22 protein-coding genes are annotated in these 22,980 nt (G+C 72.8%); 13 read left to right on the top strand and 9 right to left on the bottom strand.

The features are described from left to right. A partial coding sequence (locus N801_RS08910) for an SCO2322-related protein (RefSeq protein WP_211254697.1) occupies positions 1–574 on the bottom strand: 574 nt, incomplete at its 3' end. Further along, positions 571–2,154 (bottom strand): prenyltransferase/squalene oxidase repeat-containing protein, encoded by a 1,584-nt coding sequence (locus N801_RS19700; RefSeq protein WP_156996647.1) that lies wholly within the window; start codon positions 2,152–2,154, stop codon positions 571–573. The genes N801_RS08910 and N801_RS19700, both read right to left, overlap by 4 nt. Before the next feature lie 509 nt (positions 2,155–2,663). On the opposite strand from N801_RS19700, the gene ileS reads away from it, so the two are divergent. The 4 genes from ileS to N801_RS08885 all read left to right on the top strand — a co-directional run bounded on the left by ileS (position 2,664) and on the right by N801_RS08885 (position 8,626). Then, complete coding sequence (ileS, locus tag N801_RS08900) at positions 2,664–5,978, top strand: isoleucine--tRNA ligase (RefSeq protein ID WP_035936471.1); 3,315 nt, start codon at positions 2,664–2,666, stop codon at positions 5,976–5,978. Positions 5,979–6,118: 140 nt separating this feature from the next. After that, positions 6,119–6,619 carry a helix-turn-helix transcriptional regulator gene (locus N801_RS08895; RefSeq protein WP_035936468.1) on the top strand — a complete coding sequence of 167 codons (501 nt, stop codon included), beginning with the start codon at positions 6,119–6,121 and terminating at the stop codon, positions 6,617–6,619. Continuing rightward, positions 6,616–7,059: a VOC family protein gene (locus N801_RS08890; protein ID WP_035936464.1), complete on the top strand. Its 444-nt coding sequence runs from the start codon at positions 6,616–6,618 to the stop codon at positions 7,057–7,059. The genes N801_RS08895 and N801_RS08890 overlap by 4 nt, the downstream gene beginning before the upstream one ends. Positions 7,060–7,225: 166 nt before the next feature. Next, positions 7,226–8,626 carry a bifunctional folylpolyglutamate synthase/dihydrofolate synthase gene (locus N801_RS08885; protein WP_084108555.1) on the top strand — a complete coding sequence of 467 codons (1,401 nt, stop codon included), beginning with the start codon at positions 7,226–7,228 and terminating at the stop codon, positions 8,624–8,626. Positions 8,627–8,785: 159 nt separating this feature from the next. Here the strand turns inward: N801_RS08885 and N801_RS08880 are convergent, their stop codons facing one another. Continuing rightward, positions 8,786–9,493, bottom strand: coding sequence for a cation efflux transmembrane domain-containing protein (locus N801_RS08880; RefSeq protein WP_342666913.1), 708 nt, complete (start codon positions 9,491–9,493; stop codon positions 8,786–8,788). Positions 9,494–9,532: 39 nt separating this feature from the next. Between N801_RS08880 and N801_RS08875 the strand changes: the two genes are divergently transcribed. The 8 genes from N801_RS08875 to lpdA all read left to right on the top strand — a co-directional run bounded on the left by N801_RS08875 (position 9,533) and on the right by lpdA (position 16,683). Then, on the top strand, positions 9,533–9,799 hold the full coding sequence (locus N801_RS08875; RefSeq protein ID WP_052112787.1) for a hypothetical protein: 267 nt from the start codon (positions 9,533–9,535) through the stop codon (positions 9,797–9,799). Then, positions 9,796–10,200 carry a DUF4233 domain-containing protein gene (locus N801_RS08870; RefSeq protein WP_035936457.1) on the top strand — a complete coding sequence of 135 codons (405 nt, stop codon included), beginning with the start codon at positions 9,796–9,798 and terminating at the stop codon, positions 10,198–10,200. Before N801_RS08875 ends, N801_RS08870 begins: the two co-directional genes overlap by 4 nt. A gap of 10 nt (positions 10,201–10,210) precedes the next feature. Next, positions 10,211–10,633 (top strand): nucleoside-diphosphate kinase, encoded by a 423-nt coding sequence (gene ndk / locus N801_RS08865; RefSeq protein WP_035936455.1) that lies wholly within the window; start codon positions 10,211–10,213, stop codon positions 10,631–10,633. A gap of 265 nt (positions 10,634–10,898) precedes the next feature. Beyond that, a complete protein-coding gene (locus tag N801_RS08860) occupies positions 10,899–11,909 on the top strand; it encodes a rod shape-determining protein (RefSeq protein WP_035936452.1) in 1,011 nt (336 codons plus the stop codon). Further along, a complete protein-coding gene (mreC, locus tag N801_RS08855; protein WP_035936448.1) occupies positions 11,906–12,745 on the top strand; it encodes a rod shape-determining protein MreC in 840 nt (279 codons plus the stop codon). Before N801_RS08860 ends, mreC begins: the two co-directional genes overlap by 4 nt. Further along, complete coding sequence (gene mreD, locus N801_RS08850) at positions 12,742–13,230, top strand: rod shape-determining protein MreD (protein ID WP_052112786.1); 489 nt, start codon at positions 12,742–12,744, stop codon at positions 13,228–13,230. The genes mreC and mreD overlap by 4 nt, the downstream gene beginning before the upstream one ends. Continuing rightward, positions 13,227–15,236 carry a penicillin-binding protein 2 gene (gene mrdA / locus N801_RS08845; RefSeq protein WP_052112785.1) on the top strand — a complete coding sequence of 670 codons (2,010 nt, stop codon included), beginning with the start codon at positions 13,227–13,229 and terminating at the stop codon, positions 15,234–15,236. The genes mreD and mrdA overlap by 4 nt, the downstream gene beginning before the upstream one ends. A gap of 49 nt (positions 15,237–15,285) precedes the next feature. Further along, positions 15,286–16,683: a dihydrolipoyl dehydrogenase gene (lpdA, locus tag N801_RS08840; protein ID WP_035936446.1), complete on the top strand. Its 1,398-nt coding sequence runs from the start codon at positions 15,286–15,288 to the stop codon at positions 16,681–16,683. A gap of 37 nt (positions 16,684–16,720) precedes the next feature. On the opposite strand, the gene N801_RS08835 is transcribed toward lpdA, so the two are convergent. From N801_RS08835 to heR, 6 genes are all read right to left on the bottom strand, one after another. After that, complete coding sequence (locus N801_RS08835) at positions 16,721–17,110, bottom strand: VOC family protein (RefSeq protein WP_035936444.1); 390 nt, start codon at positions 17,108–17,110, stop codon at positions 16,721–16,723. 151 nt (positions 17,111–17,261) lie between these two features. Further along, complete coding sequence (locus N801_RS08830; RefSeq protein WP_035936442.1) at positions 17,262–17,714, bottom strand: SRPBCC family protein; 453 nt, start codon at positions 17,712–17,714, stop codon at positions 17,262–17,264. Further along, a complete protein-coding gene (locus N801_RS08825) occupies positions 17,711–18,049 on the bottom strand; it encodes an ArsR/SmtB family transcription factor (RefSeq protein ID WP_035936439.1) in 339 nt (112 codons plus the stop codon). The genes N801_RS08830 and N801_RS08825 overlap by 4 nt, the downstream gene beginning before the upstream one ends. Before the next feature lie 31 nt (positions 18,050–18,080). After that, positions 18,081–19,520: a pyridoxal phosphate-dependent decarboxylase family protein gene (locus tag N801_RS08820; protein ID WP_035936437.1), complete on the bottom strand. Its 1,440-nt coding sequence runs from the start codon at positions 19,518–19,520 to the stop codon at positions 18,081–18,083. A 60-nt stretch (positions 19,521–19,580) separates the two neighbouring features. Further along, on the bottom strand, positions 19,581–20,453 hold the full coding sequence (locus N801_RS08815; RefSeq protein ID WP_245618321.1) for an alpha/beta fold hydrolase: 873 nt from the start codon (positions 20,451–20,453) through the stop codon (positions 19,581–19,583). A gap of 84 nt (positions 20,454–20,537) precedes the next feature. Further along, entirely contained in the window at positions 20,538–21,305 is a 768-nt protein-coding gene (heR, locus tag N801_RS08810) for a heliorhodopsin HeR (RefSeq protein WP_035936430.1), read from the bottom strand. A gap of 48 nt (positions 21,306–21,353) precedes the next feature. On the opposite strand from heR, the gene N801_RS08805 reads away from it, so the two are divergent. Further along, a complete protein-coding gene (locus N801_RS08805; RefSeq protein WP_035936428.1) occupies positions 21,354–22,877 on the top strand; it encodes an amidohydrolase in 1,524 nt (507 codons plus the stop codon). Positions 22,878–22,980 lie beyond the last annotated feature (103 nt).

The raw sequence follows: 22,980 nt of genomic DNA, 5'->3' as shown, positions 1-22,980 counted from the left end.
AGCCCGCGGTGGCCCGTGGGGCCGAGGTCGTGCGGCGGGGCGTGCTCGTGGCCTTCGGCGCCGTGGTCGTGGGCCGGGGAGCCGCGGTCGTCGGCTTCGGCTGGGGCGCCGGCGCCGGCGTGGCCGGGCTCACCGATGGTGCGGAGCCCGACCCGAAGCGGAACCCGATGGAGGAGCCCGGGCGCGGGTCGTGGCTGCCTGCGCCGCTCTGGCTGTAGGTCCAGGACCCACCGGACGACGCGTGGAAGAAGGCCCAGTAGGCGTCGGCGGGCGGCATGTTGACGCACGGGTCAGAGGAGGGGTAGCCGTCGATGCGGCAGACCGCCCCCGGGAAGCGGCTCGGCATGGTGATCGAGTGACCGGCCGCCTTGAGGGCGGACATGGCCGACGACGGGTCGCCGCCGGCGCACCGCGTCGAGGTGCCCGCGGACGACTGCACGACCACCGTCACACCGGACGTGCCCGAGCAGGCCGCGGCCTGCGCCGGGGCAGCAGCCCCGACGAGGCCGGCGGCCGCCAGCGCCAGCCCGCCCCCTGCGGCGAGCAGGCGAGATTGGAGGTGAGGGGCCGTCACTGATGGACGCCCCGACGCCGCGCCACGAGGATCGTCGCCGCTCCCGCGAGGAGCAGGAGGGTCGCGATCACCAGCGGGAGGGTGGGCTCGGCGCCCGTGTAGGCCAGGCCAGGACCGGAACCCTGGGCGTCCGGGCTGTCCGGGCCGGCGGCGGGGCCGTCGGTTCCGGGGGTGCCGGGCGCTGAGCCGGTGGGACCCGACCCGGTCGGCGTCGTCGTCGGCGAGGCGGACGCGCTGGGTGTGCTCGTCGGCGTCGGCGTCGTCGTCGGGCTGGACGCCGCGCACGGGGTGGCCACGGTGCCCGCCGCGAGGTCGTCTGCCACCACCGTCGGGAGCGCGCCGCCGACGAGTCCGAGGACCGCCTGAGGAGTCGCCCGGATCCCCTTCTCGAGGTTCGCGGTCGTTGCGGTGCGCGAGTCCGCGCTGAACGCGATGCCGCCTCGGTACTGGCTCGGGACGTCGCATCCCCACTGCAGGCCGAGGATGAAGCTGGTCGCGCGGAGGTGCGCCGGGGCCCGGCCACCGAGCGCGAACGCCTGGGCCGCGAGGCCCGTCGTGTTCGCGTTGGCTCCCTCACCGGTCGCGTTGGTCAGGGCGCCGTCGGCGCGCTGGCGGGACTCGAGGTGGTCCAGCGCCCGGGCTGCGCGCGCCGTGTCGCCCCCGGCGAGGAACGCCTGGGCCGCGAAGGCGGTCGCGTCCGGGTCGCTCGTGCAGGTGGCCGCGCCGATGCCGCCGCGGACGCCACCGTCGGCGCACTGCTGCTCCGCGAGGAAGTCCACGCTGGCCGCCGGAAGGGTGACGCCGGCGCGCTGGAGGCCGATGATCGCCAGAGCCTGGTTGATGGTCACCGCGTAGTCGTTGTCCGAGGAGCCGAAGCGTCCCTCGACCGTGACGAGGTCCCGCAGCTCGGCGACGAGGTCGTAGCCGCCGAAGGCGCGGGGGTCCCGCCCCTGGGCGTCGGCGAGGATGAGGGCCTTGCCGGTCCCGCCGGTGGAGATCGGCGTCCCGGGGTACTCGACGTACTCCTCGAGGTTCGCCTCGACCCAGTCGGTGGCGGCTGCGGCGGCCGTCCCGCCGGTGCCGGTCGCATCGAGGGCCAGCACGGCGTCGATGGTGTTGCCCGGGTCCGGCCAGACGCCGTAGCCGGCGTCGGGGTAGTTGAGGTGGTTCCCGGTGGCCGCGAGCTGGGTCGCGAGGAAGTGCGCCGCGTAGTCGGCCTGCTGCTCCTGGACGCTGCCGACGGCGACCCGGGAGAAGGCCGGGTCGGCCGCGGCCTCGACGGCCCGGCTCGGGGTGGCGTTCGCGGTGGGGCTCGGCGAGGCCGCGGTCGCCGTCGGGCCCGGGGTGCTCGTCGACGGGGGAGGCGTGGCCGGCGCGCTCGGCATCGTCGTGGGAGCCGGCGACGGGGTGGCGGCCGTGGTCGGGGTGGCACCGACCGTCGCGGACGGGCTCGGGGTCGCCGACGTGGTCGCGCTGGGAGTCGGCGTGGTCTCGGCGACGGCAGCGGCCGGCATACCGAGGAGGAGTGCTGCGAGCGGAAGTGGCGCGAGCACTCGCAGGCGGGAGGTGGAACGACGCATGTGGGGAACAGCCTTCTCGGGAGCGGTTCGTGACGAATGCCCGAATCCGAGTGCAGCAGCGGTTCCGGGCTCCGTCCCGTGACCTCGACGGGTGATGTGGAGCCGCTCGCGTCCACGAGGCATTCCGGCTCGCCACCCTCGCGGGCGGCCTACGGTTGCGGGTCAGCGCCGGATTCGGACCGGCTTCCCCCCGCGGACACGGTTGGTGCCACCGGCGGACCGGCGACGCAGCCACTGTAGCGCGATCCGGAACCCCCGACGCGGCCGGTAGAGTGGTGCCACAGGCGTCTGAGCCGTCATCAGCGGCGAGCCTCCGGAAGAACGGCGTTCCCAGCCCCAACGGGAGCGCCCACTAGACCCGGACGCACGGGCCACGTCACGGCCTTCGGCAAGAGTGGTCGGGTCCCAGCACCCGGCAAGCGGGGTGGTACCGCGGTGCCACCGGGATCGATCCCGGTGACGTCGTCCTCGGTCGGAGAGCAGCGAGCGACCGAAGGACGAGCGACGACATGACCTACCCCCGGGTCTCCACCAGCAGCGGCGACCAGCCGGAGCAGACGAGCACCAAGGTGCCCTCGAGCCCGCGCTTCCCGCAGATCGAGGAGGCCGTCCTCGCGTACTGGGACGCCGACGACACGTTCCGCGCGTCGGTCGAGCAGCGGGACGCCGGGACCAACGGTGAGAACGAGTTCGTCTTCTACGACGGGCCGCCGTTCGCCAACGGTCTGCCGCACTACGGCCACCTGCTCACCGGGTACGTCAAGGACCTCGTGCCGCGCTTCCAGACGATGCGCGGGCGCCGGGTCGAGCGCCGCTTCGGCTGGGACACCCACGGCCTGCCCGCCGAGCTCGAGGCGATGAGCCAGCTCGGCATCAAGACCAAGGACGAGATCGTCGAGCTCGGCATCGAGGCGTTCAACGCCAAGTGCCGCGAGTCGGTCCTCAAGTACACCGACGAGTGGCGCGACTACGTCACCCGCCAGGCCCGCTGGGTCGACTTCGACAACGACTACAAGACGCTCAACGCGCCCTACATGGAGTCGGTGCTCTGGGCGTTCAAGACGCTGCACGACAAGGGCCTGGTCTACGAGGGCTACCGCGTGCTGCCCTACTGCTGGAACGACCAGACGCCGCTGTCGAACCACGAGCTGCGCATGGACGACGAGGTCTACCAGATGCGCCAGGACCCGGCCGTCACGGTCGGACTCCGGCTCGAGACCGGCGAGCTCGCGCTCGTCTGGACGACGACGCCGTGGACCCTCCCGAGCAACCTCGCGATCATGGTCGGCCGCGACATCGACTACGTCGTCGTCGAGTCCGACGTCACCGGCACGACCGAGCGCTACGTCATCGCGGAGGGGCGACTCCCCGCCTACGCCAAGGACTTCGGCCTCGAGCCGGACGCCCTCGACGCCGCCGTCGTCGAGCGCCTCACCGGTGCCGACCTGTTGGGCCGCAGCTACACCCCGCCGTTCTCCTACTACGCCGGTCACGAGCGGGCGCACCGCGTCGTCGAGGCCGAGTTCGTCACGACGACCGACGGCACCGGCCTCGTGCACAGCGCCGGCGCGTTCGGCGAGGACGACAAGGTCATCACCGACCGCGAGGGCATCGAGCCGGTCATGCCGGTCGGTCCCGACGGCGCCTTCACCTTCCCGGTCGCCGAGTACGAGGGCCTGCTCGTCTTCGACGCCAACGCCCCGATCATCGACCACCTCAAGGCCGCGACGCGGGGGAGCGGCGAGCGCGGCGCGGTGACCGAGGGCACCGTGCTGCTGCGCCGCGAGACCTACGACCACTCGTACCCGCACTGCTGGCGCTGCCGCCAGCCCCTCATCTACAAGGCCGTGTCCTCCTGGTTCGTCGAGGTGACCAAGGTCAAGGACCGCATGGTCGAGCTCAACCAGGACATCCGGTGGGTGCCCGAGCACGTCAAGGACGGCCAGTTCGGCCGCTGGCTCGAGAACGCCCGGGACTGGTCGATCTCGCGAAACCGCTTCTGGGGCAGCCCGATCCCCGTCTGGCGCTCCGACGACCCGGCGTTCCCGCGCATCGACGTCTACGGCTCGTTCGCCGAGCTGGAGCGCGACTTCGGGCGCCTGCCGACCAACGCCGACGGCGAGCCCGACCTGCACCGCCCGTTCATCGACGAGCTGACGCGACCCAACCCGGACGACCCCTCGGGCCGCTCGACGATGCGCCGCGTCGAGGACGTCCTGGACGTGTGGTTCGACTCCGGCTCGATGTCGTTCGCGCAGGTGCACTACCCGTTCGAGAACTCCGAGTGGTTCGAGCACCACTTCCCGGGCGACTTCATCGTCGAGTACATCGGGCAGACGCGCGGCTGGTTCTACACCCTGCACGTCCTCGCGACGGCGCTGTTCGACCGCCCCGCGTTCTCGTCGTGCATCAGCCACGGGGTCGTCCTCGGCAACGACGGCCAGAAGATGAGCAAGTCGCTGCGCAACTACCCCGACGTCTCCGAGGTCTTCAACCGTGACGGCGCCGACGCGATGCGCTGGTTCCTCATGTCGTCGCCGATCCTGCGGGGCGGCAACCTCGTCGTCACCGAGGAGTCCATCCGCGAGGGCGTGCGCCAGGTGCTCATCCCGCTGTGGAACAGCTGGTCCTTCTTCACGCTGTACGCGAACGCCCACGGCGGGGGGAGCGGGTATGCCGCCTCGCCGTCGACCGCGTCCACCGCACCTCTCGACCGCTACCTGCTGGCCAAGCTGCGCCAGCTCGTGGAGACGACGACCGCCCAGCTCGAGGGGCTGGATGTCGCCGGCGCCTGCGACTCGGTGCGCGCCTTCGTCGACGTGCTGACCAACTGGTACATCCGTCGGTCGCGGGAACGCTTCTGGGACACCGCTTCTGGCGACTCCGCCGACGTCGACACCAAGGCGGCGTTCGACACGCTCCACACCACCCTCGAGGTGCTCACCCGCGTGACGGCGCCGCTGCTGCCGCTCGTCTCGGAGGAGATCTGGCGTGGGCTGACCGGGGAGCGCTCGGTACACCTCACGGACTGGCCCACACCCGACGAGCTGCCCGCCGACGACGAGCTCGTCGAGCGGATGGACCAGGCCCGGGTCATCTGCTCGGTCGCCTCGTCGCTGCGCAAGAGCGAGCGCCTGCGGGTGCGGCTGCCGCTGCGCGACCTCACGGTGGTCGTGCCCGGGGCTGCGGGGCTCGAGGGCTTCGCGGCGATCATCGCCGACGAGGTCAACGTCCGCCAGGTCTCGCTGCTCGACCTCGACGCCGCCGCCGACGGAGACTTCGGCGTCAGCCAGAAGCTCACCGTCAACGCCCGCGCCGCCGGGCCGCGCCTCGGGCGTGAGGTCCAGACCGCGATCAAGGGCTCCAAGTCGGGCGACTGGTCGGTCGGCGAGGACGGCACCGTGACGAGTGGGGGGCTCCAGCTCGTCGAGGGCGAGTACTCCTTGGACACCGTCGTCGAGGGCGGCGCCGCGGGCTCCCGGGCCACGGCGGTCCTGCCCGGGGGCGGGTTCGTCGTGCTCGACACCGAGGTCACCCCCGAGCTGGCCGCCGAGGGTGTCGCGCGCGACATCGTCCGCGCGGTCCAGCAGGCCCGTCGCGAGGGCGGCCTCGACGTGAGCGACCGCATCTCCCTGACCCTCACCGGCTCGCCGTCGGTCTGGGAGGCCACGGTCACGCACCAGGCCCTCATCGTCGAGGAGACGCTCGCGACCCAGTTCGGGTCGGCGCCGACGCTCGACGCCCTGCCGCTGGGTGACGGGACGAGCGAGGCGAGCGTGGGCGACGGCGAGACCGTCCGGATCCGCGTCGCCAAGCTCCCCTGACCGACTGATTGCGCATTCCGCCCCCAACACCCCGACTGATTGCGCATTGCGGACCGACCCAGCAGGCCGCCGGCCTGATCGTGAGGGTCTGCAATGCGCAATCAGTCGGGTGGGCCGGCAGCCCGGCATACGCTGCGCAGGTGAGCGAGAGCGCGCGACGGGTCCCCGGGGACGTGCTCGTCCACCTGCGCCGGGCGCGCGACCACGTCGACCGCAGCTTCGCCGAGGAGCTCGACCTCGACGAGCTCGCGTCCATCGCCGGGCTGAGCAAGTTCCACTTCATCCGCTCGTTCGCCGCGGTCTACGGGCTCACTCCCATCGCGTACGTCGGTGAGCGGCGCGTCGAGCGGGCGCAGGACCTGCTGCGCACGACCAACCTCACCGTCACCGAGGTCTGCCACGCCGTCGGCTACAGCAGCCTGGGATCGTTCAGCAGCCGCTTCCGCGAGATCGTCGGCGAGACTCCCAGCGCCTTCCAGACCCGGTATGCCGTCCACGGCGCCCCTCGTGTCCCGGGCTGCTGGGTCTTCATGTCGGGGCTCGTCGAGAGGCGCGCGGGCCCGGGGAGCCCCGCGGACGGCATACCGAGCAATCCGGGAGAAGCGGCGGGTGGGTCCGGGCTCGTAGCGTCGAGCCCATGATCACCAACGTCTCCCTCGTGTCCGTCTGGGTCAAGGACCTCGACGAGTCCCTCGCCTTCTACACCGACGTCCTCGGCTTCGCCGCCGGGGACGACATCACCCTCGGGCCTGACTTCCGGTGGGTCACCGTCACCCACCCGGCCCAGCCCGAGCTCTCCCTGCACCTCACGACGCCGAGCAAGCCGCTCTCGGACGAGCTCATCGCCGCGATGCAGCGCGCCCAGCTCGACGGCGGGCTGCCCGGCGTGGGCCTGCACGTCGACGACTGCCGCAGGACGGTCGAGGAGCTCAAGGCCAAGGGCGTCGAGTTCCTCCAGGAGCCGGAGGAGCGGCCGTACGGCATCGAGGCCCTCATGCGCGACAACTCCGGCAACTGGATGGTGCTCGTCGAGCCACGCGAGTTCACCCCCGAGGACTTCGACGGCGTCTCCTTCGACTGACCACCCGCTGACCCATCCCCCGACTTATTGCGCATTCCGGTCCCTGCGGAGTGACTGATTGCGCATGACGGCCAGCACGCCCGAACGCACTCCGCAATCAGTGGGACTCGCACGGTCGGGATGCGCAATAAGTCGGGGGTCTGGGGGTGGGCGCGGGGCTGCGAGAATGGGGGGCATGGCACCGGCTCCCGACTCTTCCCAGCGCGAGGCAGCGCGCACCCTCGAGATCACCAAGCGGCTGCGTGAGGTCGAGCAGGCCATCCTCGCCCGGGCGCCGGAGCACGACCTCGAGCCCTCCCTCGACCGGATCCGCGCCGTCATGGAGCTCGCCGACGACCCGCAGCGCACCTACCCCGTCATCCACCTCACCGGCACCAACGGCAAGACGACGACCGCGCGGGTCATCGAGTCGATCCTGCGCGAGATGGGCCTCACGACGGGTCGGTTCACCTCGCCCCACCTGCACTCCATGCTCGAGCGGATCGCCATCGGGGGGCGCCCCATCGGGGCCGAGCAGTTCCTCTCCGCCTACGACGACGTCATCGGCCTCATCGACATCGTCGACGCCAGGTCGGCCGCCGAGGGGGGTCCGCGGATGACCTACTTCGAGGTGCTCGTCGCCGTCGCGTACGCCGCCTTCGCCGACGCCCCCGTCGACGTCGCCATCGTCGAGGTCGGCATGGGCGGCAGCTGGGACGCCACGAACGTCGCCGACGGCGTCGTCTCGGTCATCACGCCGATCAGCCTCGACCACCAGCACTTCCTCGGGAACACCGAGGTCGACATCGCCCTCGAGAAGGCCGGGATCATCAAGCCCGACGGCATCGCCGTCAGCGCCAGCCAGGACGACCCGGCCGTCATCGGCATCCTCAACGCCCGGGCGGAGGAGGTCGGCGCCCAGATCGCCCACGAGGGCGAGCAGTTCGGCCTCGAGGGCGGCGACGTCGCCGTCGGCGGCCAGGCCGTCACGGTGCGCGGCCTCGCCACGACCTACCCCGACCTCTTCCTGCCGTTCCACGGGTCGCACATGGCCCAGAACGTCACCGTGGCCATCGCGGCGGTCGAGGCGTTCGTCGGCGGCGGCGAGCAGGAGCTCGACCTCGAGGTCCTGCGGGCCGGCCTGGCCGCCGCGACCTCACCCGGCCGCCTCGAGGTCGTGCGGCGCAGCCCGACCGTCCTCGTCGACGCCGCGCACAACCCCGCCGGTGCCATCGCCCTGCGGGACGGCCTCCAGGAGGCGTTCACGTTCACCAAGCTCGTGGGTGTCATCGCGATTCTCAAGGACAAGGACGCCTCGTCCATGCTCGAGATCCTCGAGCCGGTCCTCGACGAGGTCATCGTCACGCGCACGACCTCACCGCGCGCGATGCGCCCCAACGACCTCGCCGAGCTCGCCCGCGGGATCTTCGGCGACGCCCGCGTCACGGTCGTCGACGACCTGCCCGACGCCCTGGACCGCGCGGCGGGCATCGCCGACGGCGCCGGCGTCGGTGGGGGAGTGCTCGCCACCGGTTCGGTCGTCACCGCCGCCGAGGTGCGGATGCTGCTCGGGGTCACCGACGCCTGAGGCACACCTCGCGGGGCCAACGCCGGGGCGGGTCGCGACGGTTCGCGAACCGCACCCGTGCTCGTGGACCGGTTGGAACCGGCGCGCGAGTCACCCTGCGGTTCGCGAACCACGTCGGGCAGGTCCTCCGGCGCGCGCTGAGGGCGGGGCGCAGCCCCGTCAGCCGACCTCGTCCCCTGCGAGCGCCTTCGCGGCGAGGTGCTCCTCGTCCGCGACCTCCCACACCTCCACGGCCGCGTGCAGCCCGATGACGACGATGACCAGCCCGAGCAGCAGGTCCGGCCACCCGGATCCCGTCAGGGCCGTCACCGCCGCCATCGCGACGATGAGGAGGTTGACGAGCACGTCGTTGCGGGCGGAGAGGTATGCGGCCCGCGACAGGCTCCCGCCCACGTGCCGGACCCGGGCCAGCAGCCACGCGCAGAGACCGTTGACGAGGACGGCCCCGAGCGCCGTGGCCACGAGCCAGCGGACGTCGGGAGGCGCCGGGTCGCCCCACTTCGACACCGCCTGCCAGATGGCAGCGGCGGCGGGCACGAGGAGCACCCCGGCCATGACCTTGCCGGCGATCGCCCGGTGACGAGCTCCCCACCCCAGTGCCAGGGCGATGAGGAGGTTGACCGCCGTGTCCTCGAGGAAGTCCACGCTGTCGGCGAACAGGGCGACCGACCCGATGGCCAACGCCACGCTCGCCTCGACGGCGAAGCCCGCGACGTTCAACCCGGCCACTGTCAGGACGACGCGTCGCAGCCGCCACGGATCGGCGGCGCCGGGGACCTCGGGGACCTTAGGAACACCGGGGACCTCGGGGACGCCGGGGACCTCGGGGACGCCGGGGACACCGCCGGGGACGGCTGGGGGAGGCACCGGTCCATCCAACCAGCGCACGCGGCATACCCTCGTGCCATGCATCCGATCGCCAGGCTGGTCCTCATCCTCGCCGTCGCGGCGCTGGCGTTCTGGCTCGTCATGAAGCTGCGCGAGAGCACCCGCGGCGACACGGTGAGCTTCCGGCCGGTCGAGGACCTCCCGCCGACGGTCCAGCAGTCCATCGACCTCGCGCTCGCGCACGGCAAGAGGGTCACTGCGATCAAGCTCTACCGCCAGGCCACCAAGGCCCCGCTGGCCGCCGCCAAGGCGGCGATCGACGTGCGGGAGTGGAAGCGCGGATGACCCGGGTCCCGTTCACCGGCCGGCTCGGGACGTTCACCTGGCGGATGCTCGCCACGGTCCTCGGGAGCCAGGCCCTCATCATCTTCCTCGGTGCGCTCGTGGCCCGGGGCTCGGCGATCGCCCGGGGCGACGGCAACGGCACGACCCTGCTGTGGGCCGGCTGCGGCCTCGGGATGCTCGCGATCGTCGCGGCCGGGCTGATGCGCGGGCCGCTCGGGCTCCCGCTCGGCTGGCTCGTCCAGCTGCTCACCTGGGCCAGCGCCGTCATCGTCCCCGCGATGGTCGGGGTGGGCCTGGTCTTCACCGGCCTGTGGCTGCTGTGCCTGGTCAAGGGGCAGCAGGTGGACGCGATGATGGCGGCGCGCGAGTCCGGGGCCTCCGGCCCGGAGGCCGCTCGCTAGGCTGACCCGCGTGACCACCGAACGCTCGCTCGTCCTCGTCAAGCCCGACGGCTTCGCCCGCGGCCTCTCCGGGGAGGTGCTCCGCCGGATCGAGTCCAAGGGCTACACGCTCGCGGCCCTCGCGGTGACGACGCCCACCCGCGAGATGCTGGCCGACCACTACGCCGAGCACGAGGGCAAGCCGTTCTACGAGCCGCTCGTCGAGTTCATGTCCTCCGGTCCCGTCACCGCGGCCGTCATCGAGGGCCAGGGCTGCATCCCCGGCTTCCGCGCCCTCGCCGGCGCCACGAACCCGACCGAGGCGGCCCCGGGCAGCATCCGGGGCGACCTGGGTCGCGACTGGGGCGAGAAGGTCCAGAAGAACATCGTGCACGGCTCGGACTCGCCGGAGTCGGCCGAGCGCGAGATCGCGATCTGGTTCCCCGGGCTCTGACGGCCCCCGCACACCCTTCCTCGGTATGCCGTCCGCTGACCAGCGCGGGCGGCATACCCGCGTCCGGGGCCTTGCGTCCGCAACCCTGGTCGGGAAGTCGACCACGCCGCGGACGCCAGCCGCCGCACCGGCGCTGCGTCCGCAACCCTGGTCGGGAAGTCGACCAGGGTTGCGGACGCAAGCGAGGGCGTATGCCGCGTGTTGGGCCGACGACCCGCGAGCGCCCCCGCGTAGCATCGCGAGCGTGGCTGGACTGGACCGATGGATGCGCGCGCGAGACCTCGCCATCGACCTCGGGACCGCCAACACGGTGATCTACGAGCGGGGGCGCGGGGTCGTCCTCGACGAGCCGTCGGTCGTCGCCGTCCGGACCGGCACCTCCGAGCTCCTCGCGGCCGGGCACCGTGCCAAGGAGATGCTCGGCCGCACCCCGGACTCGGTCCGCGCCGTCCGCCCCCTGCGGGACGGCGTCATCTCCGACGCCGACGTCACCGAGCGGATGCTGCGCTACTTCGTCGACCAGGTCGCCCCCTCACGGCTCTTCCGCCCACGCATCGTCGTCTGCGTCCCCAGCGACATCACGAGCGTCGAGCGCCGCGCCCTCGAGGACTCGACCCTGCGCGCCGGCGCCCGGAGGGTCCACGTCATCGAGGAGCCGATGGCGGCGGCGATCGGGGCCGGGCTGCCCATCGAGGACACGATGGCGTCGATGGTCGTCGACCTCGGGGGTGGCACGACCAACGTCGCCGTCATCAGCCTCGGCGGCATCGTCACCTCCCGCTCGATCCGCACCGGCGGGGACGAGGTGGACGAGGCGATCGTGGCCCACGTGAAGTCCGAGTACTCGCTGCTCCTCGGGGAGCGCAGCGCCGAGCAGATCAAGGTGGCCGTCGGGTCGGCCTTCCCGCTGCGCCAGGAGCTGAGCGAGCGCGTCCGCGGGCGTGACCTCGTCACCGGGCTGCCCAAGACCGTGGCGATCTCGTCGGCCGAGGTCCGGCGGGCCATCGAGGGTCCGGTGCTGCAGATGGTCGAGCTGGCGCGCGCCGTGCTCGACGTCTGCCCGCCCGAGCTCGCCGGTGACGTCCTCGAGCGCGGTGTCACCCTCACCGGTGGGGGAGCGCTGCTGCGCGGGCTCGCCGAGCGGATGCACCACGAGCTGGGTGTGCCCGTCACCGTCGCCGACGACCCGCTGCGCGCCGTGGCCCGCGGCGCCGGCCGGTGCGTCGAGGAGTTCGACACCCTCCACCGCGTCCTCGTCGACAACCGCCGGCCGTGAGGGGCGACGCGCCCGACCGTCGGAGGCGCCGCCTCCTCGCGATCGCGGTCCTCGTCACCTCGGCCCTGGTCGTCCTCGACCTCGTCGGGGGCCCCGGCCCCGGGCTCCTGCGCCGTGGCGCCGCGACCGTCCTCGGCCCGCTCGAGCGCGTCCTCGCCCCGTCCGGGCGCGCCGGTGAGGACGAGCTGCTCCGCGACAACGAGCGGCTCGCCGACGAGCTGCGGCAGGCGCGCCTCGAACGAGCGGAGGCCACGGCCGCCGCGCAGCTCCTCGCCTCGCCCACCACCGCCGGGGCCGAGGTCGTCCCGGCCCGCGTCGTCGGGGTGGGCGCGCCCGGCCCGCAGGGGATCGTCCGGATCACGATCGACGTCGGCAGCCGGGACGGGGTGAGCGTCGACCGCACGGTCGTGGCGTCCGGCGGGCTCGTCGGCAGGGTCGCCTCCGTCGCCCCGTGGACCAGTGACGTCCTCGTCGTCGGCGGGCCGGAGGTCGTCGTCGGGGCCCGTGTCGGCGCCGCGGGCGCGCTCGCCACCGTCGGCGCGGACGCGAGGAGCGCCGCGGACCGTGGTCCGGGAGAGCTCGGGCTGGCCCTGGTGCAGGTGGGCGCCCTTGCGGTCGGCGACGAGGTGCGCACGCTCGGCAGCGTCGACGGGCGACCGTTCGTCCCCGGCGTCCTCATCGGCACGGTGACGGCGGTGCAGCCGAGTCGCGGCCGCCTCGCCCCCACGGGCACGGTGCGGCCGGCGGTCGACACGGGGTCCCTCTCGGTCGTCGGGGTGCTGCTCACCGCGCCCCGCACGACGCCCCGTCCCGCCGCGACCGGAGGATCGTCGTGACGGCGACTGGTGCCCTCCTGCGGGCGGCACTGCTGCTCGTCGGCGCCGTTCTCGGCGTCACCCTCGCGGCCCGTCACCTCGCCCCGCTGCCCGACCTCGTCCTCGTCGTCGTCGCCTCGGCCGCGCTGCGGTCCGGGCCGCGCGGCGGTCTCGTCACCGGACTCGTCGGCGGGTGGCTGCTCGACCTCCTCCCGCCGGGTTCCGCCGTGCTCGGGACCCAGGCCCTCCTGTATGCCGTGTGCGGCCTCCTCGTCGGGCTCGCCCGCCGCCCCGGCCCGGTCTCGCTCGTCTGGGTGGTCGCGGTCATCGCTGCTGCCGCGGGGGGTCTCGAGGTCGTGCGCGCCCTGCTGGCCCTCGCCCAGGGGGTCCCCGTCGGGGTGGGGTCCTCGCTCGGCCGGGTGGCGGCGACGGCCACGGTCGGCCTGCTCCTCGTCCCGGTCGTCGGCAGGCTCGAGCGCCGCTCCGAGCGTCGGAGGTTCGCGTGACGAGCGCCGGGCTGCGGCCGCGGGACGGGTCCGGCCACCAGGGCCGCTTCCTCGCCGTCGGCGCGGTCGTCACGCTCCTCTTCGTCGTCCTCTTCGGCCGCCTCGGGCAGGTGCAGCTCACGGAGCACGCCGACTTCGCCGTGGCCGCGGCGAAGCTCAACACGCGCGAGGTCGTCGTCCCCGCCGTGCGCGGCCGGATCCTGGACCGGGCCGGGAAGCCGCTGGCCGACAACACCTCCGTCACCGTCGTCACGGTGGAGCGGCGCGTCGTCGCCGACAGCGACGACGGGGCGCGGGGGGTGCTGGAACGGGTCGCGGCGACGATCGACCGCCCGGTCCAGGAGCTCCTCGACCGCACCCACCTCTGCGGTGCGGAGGGGGCGCCGGCGGCCCCGGCCTGCTGGGCGGGCTCGCCCCAGGTGCCCATCCCCGTGGCGAGCGGGGTCGACCCGCAGCGGGCGCTGAGCCTCGTCGAACGGCCCGACCTCTTCCCGGGGGTGGCCGTCGAAGCCGTCCCCGTCCGGCGCTACCCGGCGCCGCTCGGGGTCAACGCCGCCCACCTGCTCGGCTACCTCGGTCGCGCCACCGAGGCCGAGGTCACGTCCGGGCGGGTCGGCGCCGACGACCTCGTCGGCCGGGCCGGCCTCGAGCAGCAGTACGACGCGGAGCTCCGCGGTACCCCCGGTCGCACCACCGTTTCGATCGACGCCCGCGGGCTCGTCACCGGCGTCGTCGCGCAGGTGGACCCCACGCCCGGCCGCGACCTCGTGACGAGCATCGACGCCGGTGTGCAGGCGGCCACCGAGAAGGCCCTCGCCCGCGAGATGGCCGCCGCGCGGGCCCGGGGCCTGCCCGCCGACTCGGGCGCCGCCGTCGTCCTCGACGTGACGACCGGCAGCGTCGTCGCCTCCGCCAGCGCCCCGACCTACGACCCCAACGTGTGGACCGGCGGCATCTCGGCCACGGAGTACGCCGCCCTCACCTCCCCGAAGGCCGGCACCCCGTTGCTGTCACGGGTCACCGGCTCGGCCATGGCCCCGGCCTCGACGCTCAAGGCGCTGAGCGTCCCCGCCGCCGTCGCTGCCGGGAACTCCCTGGCCCGCACCTACGAGTGCGGGTCCAGCTACCGCATCGGCAACCGCTCCTTCCGCAACTTCGAGTCGCGGGGCTACGGTCCGATCACCTTCCACAAGGCCCTCGAGATCTCCTGCGACACCGTCTTCTACGACGTCGCGTACCGGTCGTGGCTGGCCCTCGGCGGGCTCTCGGGCGCGGACGCCCGTGACCCGTTCATCACCACCGTCCGCGACTTCGGGCTCGGCAGCCGCAGCGGCATCGACCTGCCGGGGGAGAGCGCCGGGCGGATCCCGGACCGCGCGTGGAAGCGCGCGGTCTGGGAGGAGACCAAGGACGAGACCTGCGCCAGGGCGACGTCCGGCTACCCGGAGGTGGCGCGCACCGACCCGTCGCGGGCGGCATACCTCGTCGCCCTCGCGAAGGAGAACTGCGTGAGCGGGGCCCAGTTCCGCGCCGGGGACGCCGCGAACTTCTCGATCGGGCAGGGGGACGTCGCCACGACCCCGCTGCAGATGGGCGTGGCGTATGCCGCGATCGCCGGTGGTGGTGTCGTCCGGACGCCGCGCGTCGGGGTGCGGACCGTGGACCCGGTCACGGGGTCGGCCGCGCCCGTGGCGGCCGGTCCCACCCGGGCGACGGCGCTGACGAAGGACGTCGGGGACTACGTCCGGAGCGGGCTGCGTGCCGTCGTCGTGTCGGGGACGGCGGCCCGGGCCTTCGCGGGGATGCCGGCCGACTGGCCGGTGTCGGGCAAGACCGGGACGGCCGAGGTGTTCGACCGGTCCGACACGTCGTGGTTCCTGTCGTACGCACCGACGACCAGACCCCGGTATGCCGTGTCCGTCGCCGTGGGCCAGGGCGGCCACGGCAGCGAGACGGCGGCGCCGGTGGCGCGCTCGATCCACGAGGCGCTGCGCGTCCTGCGTTGAGGGTCGGTCGCCGCTCGACGGGCACGGGCGGCCCACTAGGCTGGCGCGCATGGCTGACTTCGATGTCGTTGTTCTCGGTGCTGGTCCCGGTGGGTACGTCGCGGCGATCCGCGCCTCGCAGCTGGGTCTCAGGGCCGCCGTGGTGGAGGCGAAGTACTGGGGTGGTGTCTGCCTCAACGTCGGGTGCATCCCGTCCAAGGCGCTGATCAAGAACGCCGAGCTGGCCCACACGCTGCAGCACGACAAGAAGAAGTTCGGCATCGAGGGCGACGCGACGATGTCCTACGGCCCGACCCATGCCCGCTCGCGCCAGGTCTCGGCCGGCATCGTCAAGGGCGTCCACTTCCTCATGAAGAAGAACAAGATCGAGGAGATCGACGGCTGGGGCACCCTGACCAGCCCGACCTCGATGGACGTCAAGCTCAGCTCCGGCGACAGCCGGACCGTGACGTTCGACAAGCTCATCATCGCGGCCGGTGCCGTGACCCGGATGCTCCCGGGCATGGAGGTCTCGAAGAACGTCGTGACGTACGAGGAGCAGATCCTCGACGAGGACCTGCCGGGCTCGATCGTCATCGCCGGGTCCGGCGCCATCGGTGTCGAGTTCGCCTACGTCATGAAGAACTTCGGCGTCGACGTGACGATCGTCGAGTTCCTCGACCGGATGGTGCCGACCGAGGACGCCGACGTCTCCAAGGAGCTGCTCAAGCACTACAAGAAGCTCGGCGTGAAGGTCCTGCTCTCGACCAAGGTCGAGGGTGTCGAGGACACCGGGTCGGGCGTCAAGGTCACGGTGTCGCCGGCGGCCGGTGGCGACTCCCAGGTCCTCGAGGCCGACAAGTTCCTCTCCGCCATCGGGTTCGCCCCGCGCACCGAGGGCTACGGCCTCGAGGCGATCGGCGTCAAGCTCACCGACCGCGGCGCCGTCGAGATCGACGACTACTGCCGCACCAACGTCGACAACGTCTACGCGATCGGTGACTGCACCGCCAAGCTCATGCTCGCCCACGTCGCCGAGGCGCAGGGCGTCGTCGCGGCCGAGACCATGGCCGGCGCCGACACGATGCCGGTCGAGTACGACTTCGTCCCGCGGGCGACCTACTGCCACCCGCAGATCGGGTCCTTCGGCTACTCCGAGGCCCAGGCCAAGGAGAAGGGCTACGACGTCAAGACGGCCATGTTCCCCTTCAGTGCCAACGGCAAGGCCATGGGCCTGGGCGACGCGGTCGGTTTCGTCAAGATCGTCGCCGACGCCACGCACAACGAGATCCTCGGCGCGCACATGATCGGCCCGGACGTCACCGAGCTGCTCCCGGTGCTCACCCTCGCGCAGAAGTGGGACCTCACCGCGGACGAGGTCGCCCGCAACGTCTTCGCCCACCCGACCCTCTCCGAGTCGGTCAAGGAAGCCATCGAGGGCATCGCCGGCCACATGATCAACCTCTGACCCGGCCGGGCGCGACGCCCCATCCCGCGCGTGAGCCTCAGCCCATGCCGGTGCCGAGGTTGAAAATGTTGCCGTCGGGGTCCTCGAACCAGACGCTGCGGAACCCTCCGTCCATCATGGTCGCCACGCCGTCGTCCCACTGGGTCTCCGGCAGGTCGTAGGTCTGGAAGGCGACCCCCTTCGCGCGGAGGTCGGCGACCTGGGTGTCAAAGGCGTCCTCGGGCAGCTCGAACATCATCGCCGTCGCCTTGTTGGTGCCGGCGAACTCGGACTCGTAGACGAAGATCCCGCCCGAGCCGGCCCGGTACTCCACGCCGCCTGGCATGTCCCTCCCGGGGGTCAGCCCGAGCGTGCCCTCGTAGAACTCCCGGGCACTGCCGATGTCCCTGACGCCGAGCGTCGGGACGGGTGTGTGGTCACCGATCATGACTGCTCCCAAGGCGGACCGGGCGACCCTCGCACGGTCGGCCCCCTCGAGCCTAGGGAGCGCGGCGGTCCACGTTCAATGGGTCGAAGAGAGGTGGCCGGATGGTGAAGGTGGGCCACCCCGCCCGGCGCGGCCCACAGCACGCGGCCCCTCAGCGCGTCGACGTGCCCGACGGCAGGGCCGAGCCGGTCTCGAGCAGCGACTTGAGCGAGTCGAGGATGCTCACCCAGCCCTCGCGCACGTTCTCGGCCGTGAGCGGGCTCGCGTCGAGGCGGTCGTGGACGAGCCGGAGCCGGGTGAGCCCGTCCCCGACCGGGGCCAGGGTCCACGCGACGCGGCTGGGCGGCTCCGCGGCGAGCTCGTCGTCGTAGAGAGGGTGCCAGGTGTGGACGAGACGGTGGGGCGGGTCGACCTCCTCGACGAGGCCCTCGACCGCGACCCGGCCGTCCGGCAGGTGCGTCTGGAACGGCTCGCCGGCCACGGGAGGCGAGGTCCAGTGGGTGGCGTGGAAGTACTGCCGGGTCGACGCGGGGTCGGTGAGGGCGTCCCAGACCTCCCCGACCTCCGCCCGGATGTCGATCTCGTAGACGTGCTGCGTCGTCATGGCTGCTCCTTGGGGTGCGGGGTCTCCACGGCGCCCTTGAGGTCGAGGAGCGTGCGGGTGAACGGCTGCGCGTACTTGCTCACCCAGCGGTCGGCGATCTGCGCGATGGGGACGGGGTTGAGGTGGTGGTGCTTCTCGCGACCGACACGGTGGGTCGCGACGAGGTCGGCCTCCTCGAGCACGGTGAGGTGCTTCATCACCGCGAAGCGGGTGACGGCGGGGAAGAGGGCGACGAGCGCGCCGACGGTCTGCCCGTCGACGTCGAACAGGGCGTCGAGGATCGCCCGACGCGTCGGGTCGGCCAGTGCCCGGAAGACGAGCTGGTCCGCATCCATGCCCCAGTATGTGACCAAATGGTCACATGATTCAAGACCCGTGCGCAGAACCGGCCGCCAACACCGAGCGGTATGCCGTGACGATCGCCTCGGCGCTGCGCGCCGCCTCGTCCGCGTCCGTCTCGAACCCGACGACAGAGAGCCTCATGACCTCGCGTCCCAGCCACGTCGCCCCACCGGTGAAGCAGACGCCGTCCGCGCGGATGCGCTCGATGGTGGCCCGGGTGACGCGGTCGCCCTCGTCGTCGGGACGGTCGGCGCCGAACCGGACGAGCACCTGGTTGAGGTCGACGTCGTTGAGCACGGCGATGCCCGGCTCGGTGCGCAGGCGGCCGGCGACGAGCCGTGCGCACGCGCAGTGCCGCTCGACCACCTCTCGGATGCCGTCCCTCCCGAGCGTGCGGATCATCGCCCACACCGCGAAGCCGCGTGCCCGCCGCGAGAGCTCCGGGACGTAGTGGGACGGATCGCGCTCGCCCTCGCCGGGGGTCGGCAGGTAGCTCGCGGCGATCGTCATGGCCCGTCGGTGCGCCTGCTCGTCCCGGACGACGACGAAGCCCGAGTCGTACGGGGTCTGCAGCCACTTGTGGCCGTCGACGGCCCAGGAGTCGGCGCCCTCGAGGCCGACGGCCAGGTGGGACGTCTGCTCGGACACGCGGGCCCACAGGCCGAACGCCCCGTCGACGTGCACCCAGGCACCGGCGGCCCGGGCTGCGGGGACGAGCACCCCGAAGTCGTCGAAGGCACCGGTGTTGACGTGTCCGGCCTGCAGGACGACGATCGCCGGCTGCCCCACCCCCGACAGGACCTCGAGGGCGGGCCGTACGAAGACCCGGCCGTGGTCGTCGACCGGCAGGCGGGTGACCCGGTCGCGACCGAGGCCGAGGAGCTGCAGCGCGGCATACACCGTCGTGTGCGCTTCGGCGCCGATGACGACGGTGACCTCCGGCGCCCCGAACAGGCCGTCGCGCTCGACGTCCCACCCGACGCGCCGCAGGACCTCGCCGCGGGCGGCGGCGAGCGCCGTGACGTTCGCGACCGTCGCGCCGGTGACGAACCCGACCGACGCCTCGCGGGGCAGGTCGAGGAGCTCGAGCAGCCAGCCGGCGGCGACCGTCTCCACCGCGGAGGCGGCGGGCGCGGCCTGGTGGTTGCCGGCGTTCTGGCCCCACGCACTCGTCAGCCAGTCGGCCGCGACACCCACGGGGTGGGAGCCGCCGATGACCCACCCGAAGAACCGGGGGCCGGTCGGGGTCATGAGCCCTCGGTCGGCGCGGCGCACGAGGTCGTCGAGCACCTCGGCCGGGTCCGAGCCCGACTCCGGCAGCGTCGCGACGAACGAGCGCAGCGACGCGGCGTAGTCCTCCTGCGGTGCGGCGGCACGGTCGGCGACGCCCTGGCGGAACGCGATCGCGGACCGGGACGCCTGCTGCCACAGTCGGGCGATGTCCTCGGGCGGCGTCCTCACCATGTGCCCAGCATCCCGGTCGGGGGCGGCGGGCGCCAGAGTCGTGGAGGCGACGGGCGTGGCCTACGCCGTGGCGGGTGGCTCCTCCACGGACGCGGGGGAGACGAACTCGCGCAGGACCTGTGTGAACCGCTCCGGGTCGTCGAGGTGCGGGAAGTGACCCGCCCCCTCGAAGAGCTCGACGCGACAGCCGGGGACCGAGCGCTGGGCGCTGATGGCGTGCCACGCCGGGATCATCCGGTCCCTGGAGCCCCAGACGATGAGGACCGGCACGGACGGGGCGTCCTCGAGGTGGCCGTGGGCGCTGATGCTCTGCCCGCCGAGGTCGATCACGGCGCGGGTGGTGGCGAGGAACGCTCGGCGGCTCTCGCCGTCGCCGAGGGTCGTGAACCCGCGCCAGACGGCGCTGAGGTCCGAGCCGGCCCGCCAGCCGACCTTGCCCGCGACGCGGCCGAGGGCCTCCACCTTGGACAGCACCGGGGCCGAGGCGACGACGCTGAGCACCTGCTCCGCGCCGGGGAGGGTCGCGGAGCGCAGGACGAGGTTGACCTCGCGGCCCAGCCCCCCGCTGGCGACGAGGACGATCTTGTCGACGCGGTCGGGGAAGAGGTAGAAGAACTGCATGGCGATGCCACCGCCGAGCGAGTGCCCCACGAGGGTGACCCGTTCGATGCCGAGACGGTCGAGGAGGTCGCGCATGGTCGCGGCGTGCGCGCTGAGGGAGTAGTCGCCCAGCGGCTTGGCCGAGTCGCCGTGGCCGAAGAGGTCGGGCACGAGGACCCGGTGGTCGTCGTCGAGCTTGTCGACGAGGCGGGACCACTGCCGCTGTGAACCGAGGATCCCGTGGATGAAGAGCAGGGCCGGTCCGGAGCCGCTGTCGACGAAGGACAGCTCGTGACCGTGCAGACGCACCGTGCGCGGGGTCATGTGAGCCATGGAGAGGTCCTCGAGCGGGTCGGCGGGGCGGATACTCCACGGTAACCCCGCGCGGGCCACCGGTCTGCGCGTCCCGGGTGTGACCTATCCCGCGAGGGTCCCTCCGAAGACCTGCCACGCGAGCAGGGACTTGGCGACCAGGCTGAGGACGATGTAGACCCGCTCGCCGAACAGGTAGTCCGCCCACCGGCCCCGGGCGCGGTACTGCAGCCACTGGTTGAGCGCGAAGACGTTGAAGAAGAGGAAGAGCGAGACGACGATGCCGTAGACGAAGCCGGGCGGACTGGCGTCGGACGGGGACTGCGGCGAAACGACGTAGAGCACGACGGCGAGCCACGGCACGGCGCCGGCGATGCACCCGAACCAGAACGGCAGCCAGCCGCCCCCTCGGGGCCGTTCGTACCTCTCCTGCAGCCAGCCGAAGAGGATCATCGACGCGTTGACCCCGGCGATCGCCAGCAGGGCCGTGACGTCGGCGATCCCGACGAGCTGGGCGATGACCACCATCATGAGGGAGCTCGACAGCGAGTACTCCACCCATCGGGCCCGGTTGATGGACCGGGCGAGGTCGGCGACGTAGCCGCGGAACCACACGGTGGAGACGACGAGGTGCGCGAGCGCCGACAGCGCGAGGAACGCGGCCACGGCCAGCCCCGTGGACAGGTCGAAGAGGACGGTCGGGTCCTGGGGGGCAGTTCCGGGCGGCCCGGCCAGGTAGCTCGCCGTGACCGGCAGGGCGAAGTCGGTGGCGAGCGCCACCACGGCGACCGCCTGGGCCGCGTGCAGGGCTGCCGCCGCGAGGTTCCACGTGCGGAGTCCGCGCTGGGTGTCGGGGGAGAGCTCGTTCGTCATGAGTGGACCGTAACCGGCGGACCCCGGTTCTCCTCCTAGGATCACCGCGTGAGCTCGCTGTTCATCCGTCAGGCCCGACTCGTCCCCGTCGCCGGCCGTCCCGCCCCCGAGGGCATCGTCGGTGTCCCCGTCGACGTGCGCGTCGAGGCCGACCGGGTCGTCGAGGTGGCACCGACGCTGCGCCCCACCGGCGCGGACCAGGTCCTCGAGGCCGAGGGGCGCTGGCTCGTCCCCGGGCTGTGGGACCAGCACGTGCACATGGGCCAGTGGGCCGCGAACGCCACGCGCCTCGACCTGTCCTCCACGTCCAGCGCCGGAGAGGTCGTGCGGATCGTCGCCGCCGAGATCGGCGCGAGGTCGGGCCGAGCCCCCGGCACGGTGCTCCAGGGGTTCGGCCACCGCACCGCCGGGTGGGAGCGCCAACCCACCGTCTCCGAGCTCGACGCCGTGAGTGGTGAGGTGCCGGTCGTCCTCATCAGCGGCGACGCCCACCACGGCTGGCTCAACTCGGCGGCGCAGCGGCTGCTCGGGGTCGCGCCGAGGGACACCGTCGTCGAGGAGAACGAGTGGTTCCCGGTCTTCGCCCGGCTCGACGAGGTGACGCGGACGCCGGAAGGCGGGCGGACGGCATACGCGAAGGTGCTCGACGCGGCGCTGCGTCGCGGCGTCGTCGGGGTGCGCGACATGGAGTGGGCCGACAACGCGACCGAGTGGGTGGAGCGTTCCGGGTCCGGTCTGGCGGTGCTGCGGGTCCGCACCGCGACGTATGCCGTGGGGCTGGCCGACGCCATCGCCGCCGGCCGCCGCTCGGGTGACGTCCTCGACGAAGCCGGGCTCGTGACGATGGGGCCGCTGAAGATCATCAGCGACGGGTCGCTCAACACCCGGACCGCGTACTGCCACGACCCCTACGTGGGCGACGACGTCCTCGAGCACCCCCGGGGTCGGGCCAACAACTCGCCCGAGGAGCTCGCCGACCTGCTCGCGCAGGCCACGGCCCACGGGCTCGACGTCGCGGTGCACGCGATCGGGGACGCGGCGGTGGGCATCGCCCTCGACGCGTTCACCGCGACGGGTGCAGCCGGGTCGATCGAGCACGCCCAGCTCGTGGCCCTCCCGGACCTCGGGCGGATGGCTCGACTGGGCGTCGTGGCGAGCGTCCAGCCGGCGCACCTCATCGACGACCGCGACGTCACCCACCAGTGCTGGCCCGACCGGGCGGACCGGTGCTTCCCGCTGCGCTCGATGCTCCGGGCCGGCGTCACGCTGGCGCTCGGGTCGGACGCGCCGGTCGCGCCCCTCGACCCGTGGGAGGCCATGGCCGCAGCCGTCCACCGCACGGGTGACGACCGCGAGGAGTGGAACGCCCAGGAGACGATCACGGTCACCGAGGCGCTCGCCGGCAGCCTCGACGGCGCCCCGACGGTGGGTGCCGGGAGCCTGGCCGACCTCGCGCTCCTCGATGCGGATCCCTACGCCGCCGGGGAGTCCGGACCGGAGGCGGCGGCCCACCTGCGCTCGCTCGAGGTGTCGACGACGGTCGTCGGCGGCCGGGTTTTCGGGATCGTCTGACCCATTCGGGCCATGCCTGACTAGTTGACTGGGCCATCCCCCAGTGCCCCTTGGGTGGACTTCCCGGCATTCGCACTCGGCGTTCCGATGGCCCACCTAGCGT

The sequence above is a fragment of the Knoellia aerolata DSM 18566 genome (assembly GCF_000768695.1).
GTDB lineage: Bacteria > Actinomycetota > Actinomycetes > Actinomycetales > Dermatophilaceae > Knoellia > Knoellia aerolata.
The sequence above is the reverse complement of the archived record's forward strand: the minus strand, read 5'-3'. Positions and strand labels throughout refer to the sequence as shown.

Bases quoted from the DNA above. Each gene is read 5' to 3' on its own strand.
- N801_RS08835 (WP_035936444.1), bottom strand. From the start codon at position 17,110: ATGATCGGTGACCACACACCCGTCCCGACGCTCGGCGTCAGGGACATC.
- N801_RS08890 (WP_035936464.1), top strand. From the start codon at position 6,616: ATGATCACCAACGTCTCCCTCGTGTCCGTCTGGGTCAAGGACCTCGAC.
- N801_RS08860 (WP_035936452.1), top strand. From the start codon at position 10,899: ATGCGCGCGCGAGACCTCGCCATCGACCTCGGGACCGCCAACACGGTG.
- N801_RS08825 (WP_035936439.1), bottom strand. From the start codon at position 18,049: ATGGATGCGGACCAGCTCGTCTTCCGGGCACTGGCCGACCCGACGCGT.
- N801_RS19700 (WP_156996647.1), bottom strand. From the start codon at position 2,154: ATGCGTCGTTCCACCTCCCGCCTGCGAGTGCTCGCGCCACTTCCGCTC.
- N801_RS08815 (WP_245618321.1), bottom strand. From the start codon at position 20,453: ATGGCTCACATGACCCCGCGCACGGTGCGTCTGCACGGTCACGAGCTG.
- ileS (WP_035936471.1), top strand. From the start codon at position 2,664: ATGACCTACCCCCGGGTCTCCACCAGCAGCGGCGACCAGCCGGAGCAG.
- lpdA (WP_035936446.1), top strand. From the start codon at position 15,286: ATGGCTGACTTCGATGTCGTTGTTCTCGGTGCTGGTCCCGGTGGGTAC.
- heR (WP_035936430.1), bottom strand. From the start codon at position 21,305: ATGACGAACGAGCTCTCCCCCGACACCCAGCGCGGACTCCGCACGTGG.
- N801_RS08830 (WP_035936442.1), bottom strand. From the start codon at position 17,714: ATGACGACGCAGCACGTCTACGAGATCGACATCCGGGCGGAGGTCGGG.
- N801_RS08870 (WP_035936457.1), top strand. From the start codon at position 9,796: ATGACCCGGGTCCCGTTCACCGGCCGGCTCGGGACGTTCACCTGGCGG.
- N801_RS08820 (WP_035936437.1), bottom strand. From the start codon at position 19,520: ATGGTGAGGACGCCGCCCGAGGACATCGCCCGACTGTGGCAGCAGGCG.
- N801_RS08875 (WP_052112787.1), top strand. From the start codon at position 9,533: ATGCATCCGATCGCCAGGCTGGTCCTCATCCTCGCCGTCGCGGCGCTG.
- N801_RS08885 (WP_084108555.1), top strand. From the start codon at position 7,226: ATGGGGGGCATGGCACCGGCTCCCGACTCTTCCCAGCGCGAGGCAGCG.